Here is an 8,169-nt window from a genome sequence, read left to right as displayed (position 1 = left end):
GCCTCGGATCGGATTGGCTGGACGGTCAACGACTGGCCCCTCGATTGGGCCGGGCGAACCGCCGCCCGGCGTCAGGGGCACATCAAGAGACGCAGCAATGCTCGCGTCGCAACAGCTAGTTATCGGCGTAGTAGAGGGGGCGGTAGATACGGTGCCGGAGGCGAAGTCTCTTGCAGACTACATCAAGGTCGGCGCGCTTCTGCTACTCCGACTCGGGCGATGTTGACCGCGGCCAGACATCCTCCGGTATTTCGTCCATGAGGGTCTTGCCGCTGGCGAAGCGCCGACCAAGCGTCTCGATAAAACCCTCGTAGCGTTTACGACCTTTGACCTGCGCCGCTGCCTGATCTTCGTCGGGCAGCGGCGGGGTCACGGACAGCCAGAAACGGACGAACAGGCTCAGTGCCTCGGTGCTCAGTCCGGTATTGCGCTCCAGCCGCTGCACCTGCCGCGACAGGCGATCGAGCCGGCGCGCGAACGCCGCCTCCATCCGGTCGGTGCCGTCCGGCGACAGGTAGGACGCCACCGCCGCCTCCACGATCGCCGAGCGTGATATGCGTCGCCGGATCGCCAGCTCGTCAACCTGTTTGGCGAGCGCGGGCGGGAAATAGACGTTGAGCCGGGTCCGCATGATCGCCTCCTACAGCTCGATGCCGTCGCCGGGGTCGAGCGACGCTTGCCGCGCAAGTCCCTGCATCCGGCGCCGCACGGCCGCCTGCCGCGCCGCGTCGTCCCGTTCGTCATCGACGATGGCGAACTCCTGGGCTGGCGGTGCTGCCGTTTCGGGCGCGATGGCGACATGCTCGGGCAGTTCGGGCTCCCGGCGCAGACCGGCATTGGCCGCGTCTTCCGCATCGCGGACAATCCGCGCGACCTGCTTTGGATCGGCGGCCGCCTGCCGCCCGGTCCAATCGTCGGGACGGATCGTGGCAGCCACGGACGCCGGCGCCGCCATGATCCGCTCGGACAGCCGCCGGTCCTGATAGTAGCGCGCCTTCTTCGCGCGGATCGGGTGGACGCCCGCCACCATCACGATCTCGTCGTCGGGCGGGAGCTGCATCACCTCACCCGGCGTGAGGAGCTGGCGGGCGGTCTCCGACCGCGACACCATCAAGTGCCCCAGCCACGGCGACAGCCGGTGCCCGGCATAGTTCTTCATCGCCCGCATCTCGGTCGCGGTGCCGAGGGCGTCCGACACACGCTTGGCGGTCCGCTCGTCGTTCGTGGCGAAGCTCACGCGGACATGGCAGTTGTCGAGGATCGCGTTGTTCGGGCCGTAAGCCTTTTCGATCTGGTTGAGAGACTGCGCGATGAGGAACGCCTTGAGTCCATAGCCGGCCATGAACGCCAGGGCGGATTCGAAGAAGTCGAGCCGGCCGAGCGCGGGAAACTCGTCGAGCATCAGCAACACCCGATGCCGGTTGCCCTTCGGGGTCAGCTCCTCGGTCAGCCGGCGCCCGATCTGGTTGAGGATGAGGCGGATCAGCGGCTTGGTGCGGGATATGTCGCTGGGCGGCACGACCAGATAGAGCGTTGCCGGCCGATCGCCCTCGACCAGATCCGATATGCGCCATTGGCAAGCGCGCGTGACCTGCGCGACGACGGGATCGCGATACAGGCCAAGGAACGACATCGCCGTGCTGAGCACGCCCGATCGCTCGTTGTCGGACTTGTTCAGCAGCTCGCGCGCGGCGGAAGCAACGACAGGATGCACGCCGGCTTTGCCCAGGTGCGGCGTCGCCATCATCGCGGCCAGAGTCTGCTCGATCGTGCGACCGGGATCGGACAGGAACCCGGCGACGCCCGCCAAGGTCTTGTCCGGCTCGGCATAGAGGACATGGAGGATCGCGCCGACCAGCAGCGAGTGCGAGGTCTTCTCCCAGTGGTTCCGACGCTCGAGGCTGCCTTCGGGATCGACCAGCACGTCGGCGACATTCTGCACGTCGCGCACCTCCCACTGGCCGCGCCGCACCTCCAGCAGCGGGTTGTAGGCAGCGGACGCCGCGTTGGTCGGATCGAACAGCAGCACCCGGCCGTGGCGCGATCGAAAGCCGGCGGTCAGCGTCCAGTTCTCCCCCTTAATGTCATGCACGATCGCCGAGGCCGGCCAGGTCAGCAGTGACGGCACGACAAGGCCGACGCCCTTGCCGCTGCGCGTGGGCGCGAAGCACAGCACATGCTCGGGACCGTCGTGGCGCAGATAATCGGCGGCGAGCTTGCCAAGCACCACGCCGTTCGGCCCTAGCAACCCGGCTGCGCGCACCTCCCGCTCGGTCGCCCAGCGAGCCGAGCCATAGGTCTCGGCGTTCTTTAATTCGCGCGCCCGCCACACCGACATGCCGATCGCGACCGCGATCGACACGAAGCCGCCCGACGCGGCGATGAAGGCGCCGGTCTGGAAGATCGCGGGCGCATAGGCGTCGAACGAGAACCACCACCAGAAGAAGGCCGGGGGCGGATAGACGCGCCAGCCGAACGCAGCGAACCAGGGCGGCCCCAGCTCGGGCTGATAGGCGAGCGCGGCGGCCGTCCACTGCGTCGCACCCCACACCCCGGCGAGCACGATCAGGAAGACGGCGAAGACCTGGCCCCAAAGAATCTTGGTGGCGGACATTGAGGACTCCTTTTCGGGGTTACAGACCGAGGCCGCGTTTGCGGCCCAGCGCGAGGTCGAGGCCGCCGCCATCGCGGATCACGCCCGCGACTTGTCGGCCAAGCTGCTGTTCGAGGGCGCTGGCCCAGGGCACGAGGCGGAAGCCGAGACCGTCGTCGATCATGGCGAAGCGGCCGGAGGCGAGCACGAGACGCTGCCGCACGACACCGGCGATCTTCTCGCCGGCCTGCGTCGGCCGATAGGCCAGCCCGGTTTCGCTGGCGATCTTCGCGCCAACGGCGTCCAGCTCGCGGCGGCGCAGCGTGTCGATCAGTCCGCGCTCGAACACGGTCCGCTCGCCGTAGCGGCGCGCCAGTCCTTCGCGGACAAGATGATCGGTGCGCGCGTCCATCGCGCGGCGCGCCTCGGCGCCGAACCCTCTGTCCGCGACGCTCGCGCCGCGCTCGATCAGCCGATGGTCGAGCCACGTCGCGCCGGGCGCCTTGATCTGCGCGGTGAGGTCGAGGTCCGACCGCGTGGCAAGGATCAGGGTCGGTTTCGGCTCACCGGGCTTGCCGATTGCGCGCAGCTCGACGATACCGCCGATCGCCGGGCTATGCTCTAGCGCCTCGATGCCGGGGAGCCGAACATGATGCGTGCGGCCGTCTGTGCCGTCGATCACCGCATAGGCCGTGCCGGTCAGCTCGTCGTGCAACCCCTTGTCGATCAACCGGCCGGCGATCGGCTTGTCGGGCGCGCCGCTGAGGACCGCGTAGCTGTCGAGCGACCGGTCCTGCCCGCGGTCCTTGAGCGCCGCGCCGATCGTGCGGATGATGTCGCCGCGCGCGCCCAACTCGCGGAGCTTCGCCTGCGCGCCCTCGGCGACGGCCCATTGGCCGGGCTCGCCCTCGGCAGTGAGGCCCATCGTTTCCAGATGCTGCAACCTGCCGACCATCAACCGGCGGAGGCGCGGATCGTCCGGGCCGGGCCGCTCGGCGCGCAGGTCGATCACGCCCAGCTCGTCGGCAGAACGCTGGATCTCGGCATCGAGCCGGGTCCAGCGTTCTGCCGTCACCTCGCGGTCGAGCGCGCGCTGCACCTCATGTTCGGGTTTCGGCCCCAGCTCGGCGAAAGCCAAGTCTTGCGCGCGCGACCGGAGATTGTGGCTGATGTAGTCGCGGGAGATGACGAGATCGGCACCCTGGTCGGTCTGCCCGCGCACAAGCAGATGGACGTGCGGATTGTCGGTGTTCCAATGATCGACCGCGACCCAATCGAGCCGCGTGCCCAGGTCCGTCTCCATTTGGCGCATGAGGTCGCGCGTGTATTCGCGCAGGTCCGTCAGCTCGGCCGCATCCTCTGGCGATACAATGATGCGGAAGTGATGACGATCGTCCTTGCAACGGTCAGTGAAGGCGCGATCGTCTGCGTTGTCGCCGGCCGCGTCGAACATCCGGGTCGGCGAGCCATCGCGGGTCACGCCCTCGCGCTTTAGATAGGCGACGTGCGCGGACAGCGGCGCCATGCGCCGCCCGCCTCGACTGCGCGTGGTGACGGGCAGCATCTTGACCATCACTCGCCGGCCCGAGCCGAACAGGCGACTGCGCGCGAACGCCGTGCGGCCCCGGCCGAAACTCGACTGGCCGCCACGGCGCGGCCCGCCCCCGGTGCGCCTGCCGCTGCTGTGGATCGCCGCGACGCGCAGCACCTCAGCCACCAGACCGCGCGCATTGCGCCCCTGCGCCTTGCTACGCTTGGCCTTGCCCGGCCGGACGCAGAACTCGCTGTCCTCGCTCACGGCCGGGGCGCTTTCCGCCGAAAACGGCCCTTGGTGCCGTTCGGCGCATTGATATTGCTGCCTTTTTCCTTCCGCGCGGCACGCGTGCCGACCGACGCCCCCGCGTGAAGCCACGGAAAAGCCTTGGCTTTTCGACGACACGGGGTGCGGCTTATATCTTGCCCTCGTCTGTCCCTGCCGTTTTCCTCCTCCCCAGCCCCCTTACTGCTTCGGACGGATGAGGGGGGCGACAGGCCGATCATTGCGGTCGGCCCGCGCGGGCGCGGGACACGAACAGCGTTTCGCGCGGCTCATTGGCGGACGGATCGGCAGCGCGAACGCCGCCAGATGTCGGCCGGTCGGTTGGCAGCTCGGACGCGGCTTCTTCTCCGTCCGACTGCCCGACGACAGCTTCCGAAGCGGCGCTAGCGGTGCGGACGAACAGCGCTGCACGACGCCATGCGAACGGATCAGGCGTAGCAGTGGTCGCCGCCTCCACCGCGCTCGATGCGCCCGTGATCGGCGCGAGCTGGGCCAGATAGCCGACCGTCTCGGGCGGCAGCGGACGGCCGCGCGACACGAAGTCGTCGTAGCGGCCCGGTCCCGCATTATAGGCCGCCAGCATAGCGCTGGCGTTGCCGTAGCGGTCGTGCATCTCGCGCAGATAGGCCGCGCCCGCCATGATGTTATCGCGCACGTCGAACGGATCGGAGCCGAGGCCGTAGCGGGTGCGAAGCCCCGCCCAGGTCGCGGGCATGATCTGCATCAAGCCCATCGCCCCGGCGCGCGATACGGCGCGGGCATTGCCGCCGCTCTCGACGCGCATCACCGCCCATATCCACGCTTCCGGGATGCCGAACCGCCGCGCGGCCCCGGCGACATGACCGGCATAGGGATGGACGGCCGCCGATCGCGCCGCCGGCACTTCCTGCGCCACCGCCGGGACAGACGCGACGCCGCCGGACAGCAGCATGACGGCAGGCGCCACTGCCGATCCCACTCCACTCCGCCGCCAGCCTGCCAGCGTGCTCGCTACGCTCAAGGGTGCGCGCGGAGCGCCGGCCTTTGGCCGCCCTTGACCTTCGCTGCGCGCGCCGGCCGGCCTGCGACCGAGCGGGACGGAGGGATGAGACGGTTTTCCCGCGAACAAAGGGATTATGGGGAAGCGCACCGGATCAATCCTGCTCGCGCGACTTCGGCTGACGGTTCCAGCGCAGCGACCAAGCCGACTTGTCGGCGGTGCTCTGGAACAGCGCGGCGCGAAGCGGCTGCGCGAAGGCGGGGTCGTCGATGCGCAGCGAGACGTAATCCCCGGCGCGTTCGCCGGTCTCATTCCAGCCGGCGCCGATCTCCGGGCCTTCGCCGTCATCGCCGCGATGGACGCGCCAGTCCGGCGCCTTGTCGGCGTCGCTCTGCTCGGCCGGAACGATCGAGATACGGATGTCGAGCGTCGCCGTCTCGATGATGCCTTCGTAGCCTTTGGCGGTGCGGAAGAAGCTGCCGATCTGCATGGGAATCTCCTTTGGGTTGGCGGGCGGGAAAGCGGGTCAGCGCCAGGTGAGCGGCGCGTCGGGCGTGTTGCGGGTGAGGATCGGCGTGGCGCGGCCGAGCACCGTCGAGGCCGGCAGCGGCCCGAAATAGCGGCCGTCCATGCTGTCGGCGTGGTCGGGGTTGAGCATCAGCAGCTCACCGGCGCGCAGCGTGCGGCAGCCTTGCCAGACCGGCAGCGTGCGGCCCCGGCCGTCACGCTGCTGGGCGACGACGACGGGCCGCCCATCGACGCTTACCACCGCGTCGATGCGGCACACGATCTGTCCCGGCCGCGCCGCGACATGCTTCAACAGCGGCACACGCTCGCCGAGATAGCCGCGCTCCGCCAGCCATCGCGCCAGCGCTGGTGGCGGCTTCACGGCGACCAATGCACCGTGCGGCGGATCGGGCAGCGGCTCGATCCGGTATAGTCCGATCGGCGCGCTGGCGCTGGCGTTCCAGACGACGCGCGGGAACGGGTCGAACACCGCCACGGCGAGGAACGACGCGGCGAACAGCGACGCGGCGGATGCTGTCGCAATGGCCCATCCACGGCGCGTCATCCTTCGATCTCCCGGCGCTTAAGCCAGGCGCGATGACGCTCAATCGTGTAGGGGCGCGGCTGCTGTCCGGCCGCGATCCGGTTGGCGACATGCCGCCAGTGATCGGGCGCGGCGTCGCATGGATCGACGCCGGCCGCCTCGGTAGCGTCGATCGCGGCGAGCACTTGGCTGACCTTGGGCCAGCCTTCGATCTTGAGCAGGATGTCGCCGCCCGGCCGCACGAACGGGAGCGTCGTGAACGGCTCGTTCGCGCCGACCGCGCGCACGATGTCAATGCGCGAGCTGACCGTGCCGTAGTCGTTCGCCGCCCATCGGACGAACGCGAAGATCGCGCCGGGACGGAACTGGACGATGCGGCGGCGGCGATCAACGATTTCGTCCACCGCGACGCGGCCGAACCTGATCCAGTGCTCGATCCGCTTCTCGATCCAGGTCAGTTCAACGCGGGTCATGCCGTCATCGGACGGCTGGCGGTGGCGCATGGGCGACGGTGGGACGGTCATCGCCGGCTCCGAGCGATGGCCGAATCCGCACGCGGCATGAGGTCGTCCTGCCCCGGATCGGAGGTCGAGTGCTTGATGCCGATGTCGGCCCAGGCGCGCAGGTCATCGACCGAATAGACCACCCGCCCGCCGATCCGGCGGTAGGCAGGGCCGGTCCCGAAATAGCGGTGCTTTTCGAGGGTCCGGCCGGAGAGGCCGAGAAACCGCGCGGCTTCCGGCGTGCGCAGGAAGCGGGGCGGCAGATTGGGAGGCGTATCGGACAAGTGACTGCTCCTGCGGGCGGTGGCGGCAGGAGGCGTAATTGTCAGAACTGAGGCGGCCGGGTGGGGTATGAAGATGTGCGGCTGCACGGACGCGACCACCCCGCGAGGGCGATCGGCCTCAGCCGGAAGCGGAATGAACTATGTCTTCCTTGCGTCCCAGCCGCTATATGCAATCACAGGTTTACTGGCTTATCCAGAATCACTTGGGGGCAGAGATGGCTGACAAGAAAGTGGTGTTCATCGCGTTCGCAATCGAAGACGAACGCCAGCGGGATTTCTTGAAGGGGCAGTCGCTTCATCCCCGCGCTCCGTATGAGTTCATCGACATGTCGGTGAAGCAGGCTTACGACAATGATTGGAAGACGAAGGTGCGCACTCGCATCCGTCGTTCAGACGGTGTGATCGTCCTCGTAAGCAAAAACTCGCTGACTTCGAGCGGCCAAAAATGGGAGATTCAGTGCGCTCAGGAAGAGGGTAAGCCTATTCGAGGCATCTACGCCTACTCCAATGACCGGACCAGTCTGGCGGGCGTGACCACGTACGTCTGGAGCGACACGAATATCAGCGGCTTCATCGACTCGCTTTGATGAGGTGCATTTGTGCGTAAGGCTCTCATTGTCGGTATCGACCACTACGACCACATTGGCGGCCTGAGTGGTTGCGTAAATGACGCTCACTCGGTGAAAAGCGTGCTCGAACGGCATGCCGACGGCACTGTCAATTTCGCCACGCCGATGTTGCTGACTGGAACCAGCGCGACGGATCGAGTCGAAAAGGGGCGGCTCAAGGACGCGGTTAGAGAACTATTTGCTGACGATTCGGAAATCGCGCTCTTCTATTTTGCCGGTCATGGCTACATTGAAGATACTGGCGGTTTTCTGTGTGGCACGGAATGCAAGTCTGGCGACGATGGTCTCTCGCTCTCCGAGTTGATGACTCT

Annotated in this window: 10 protein-coding genes; 2 read left to right on the top strand and 8 right to left on the bottom strand. The window is 67.6% G+C overall.

All coding sequences use genetic code 11. The annotated features are described in order from the left end of the window. Positions 1–202: 202 nt before the first annotated feature. The 8 genes from Q0082_RS13610 to Q0082_RS13575 all read right to left on the bottom strand — a co-directional run bounded on the left by Q0082_RS13610 (position 203) and on the right by Q0082_RS13575 (position 7,229). Positions 203–631 carry a CopG family transcriptional regulator gene (locus tag Q0082_RS13610; RefSeq protein WP_021691188.1) on the bottom strand — a complete coding sequence of 143 codons (429 nt, stop codon included), beginning with the start codon at positions 629–631 and terminating at the stop codon, positions 203–205. A gap of 9 nt (positions 632–640) precedes the next feature. Next, positions 641–2,614, bottom strand: coding sequence for a conjugal transfer protein TraG (locus Q0082_RS13605; RefSeq protein ID WP_021691187.1), 1,974 nt, complete (start codon positions 2,612–2,614; stop codon positions 641–643). Between the two features lie 19 nt (positions 2,615–2,633). Beyond that, positions 2,634–4,391, bottom strand: coding sequence for a DUF3363 domain-containing protein (locus tag Q0082_RS13600; RefSeq protein ID WP_021691186.1), 1,758 nt, complete (start codon positions 4,389–4,391; stop codon positions 2,634–2,636). 238 nt (positions 4,392–4,629) lie between these two features. After that, positions 4,630–5,358, bottom strand: a complete 729-nt coding sequence (locus Q0082_RS13595) for a lytic transglycosylase domain-containing protein (RefSeq protein ID WP_021691185.1) — start codon at positions 5,356–5,358, stop codon at positions 4,630–4,632. Between the two features lie 187 nt (positions 5,359–5,545). Then, positions 5,546–5,881 carry a DUF736 domain-containing protein gene (locus tag Q0082_RS13590; RefSeq protein ID WP_021691184.1) on the bottom strand — a complete coding sequence of 112 codons (336 nt, stop codon included), beginning with the start codon at positions 5,879–5,881 and terminating at the stop codon, positions 5,546–5,548. A gap of 36 nt (positions 5,882–5,917) precedes the next feature. Next, complete coding sequence (locus Q0082_RS13585) at positions 5,918–6,463, bottom strand: S26 family signal peptidase (RefSeq protein WP_021691183.1); 546 nt, start codon at positions 6,461–6,463, stop codon at positions 5,918–5,920. Then, positions 6,460–6,966 (bottom strand): DUF2840 domain-containing protein, encoded by a 507-nt coding sequence (locus tag Q0082_RS13580; RefSeq protein ID WP_021691182.1) that lies wholly within the window; start codon positions 6,964–6,966, stop codon positions 6,460–6,462. The genes Q0082_RS13585 and Q0082_RS13580 overlap by 4 nt, the downstream gene beginning before the upstream one ends. Further along, positions 6,963–7,229 (bottom strand): helix-turn-helix domain-containing protein, encoded by a 267-nt coding sequence (locus Q0082_RS13575; RefSeq protein WP_021691181.1) that lies wholly within the window; start codon positions 7,227–7,229, stop codon positions 6,963–6,965. Before Q0082_RS13575 ends, Q0082_RS13580 begins: the two co-directional genes overlap by 4 nt. A 215-nt stretch (positions 7,230–7,444) precedes the next feature. Between Q0082_RS13575 and Q0082_RS13570 the strand changes: the two genes are divergently transcribed. Further along, positions 7,445–7,816, top strand: coding sequence for a TIR domain-containing protein (locus Q0082_RS13570; RefSeq protein WP_021691180.1), 372 nt, complete (start codon positions 7,445–7,447; stop codon positions 7,814–7,816). 12 nt (positions 7,817–7,828) lie between these two features. After that, positions 7,829–8,169: caspase family protein (locus tag Q0082_RS13565; protein WP_298193523.1), on the top strand; the 341-nt coding region annotated here is incomplete at its 3' end.

Origin of the sequence: Novosphingobium sp. (assembly GCF_027489515.1) — a bacterium.
Taxonomy (GTDB): Bacteria; Pseudomonadota; Alphaproteobacteria; order Sphingomonadales; family Sphingomonadaceae; genus Novosphingobium.
This window is presented reverse-complemented; position numbering and strand designations above follow the sequence as displayed.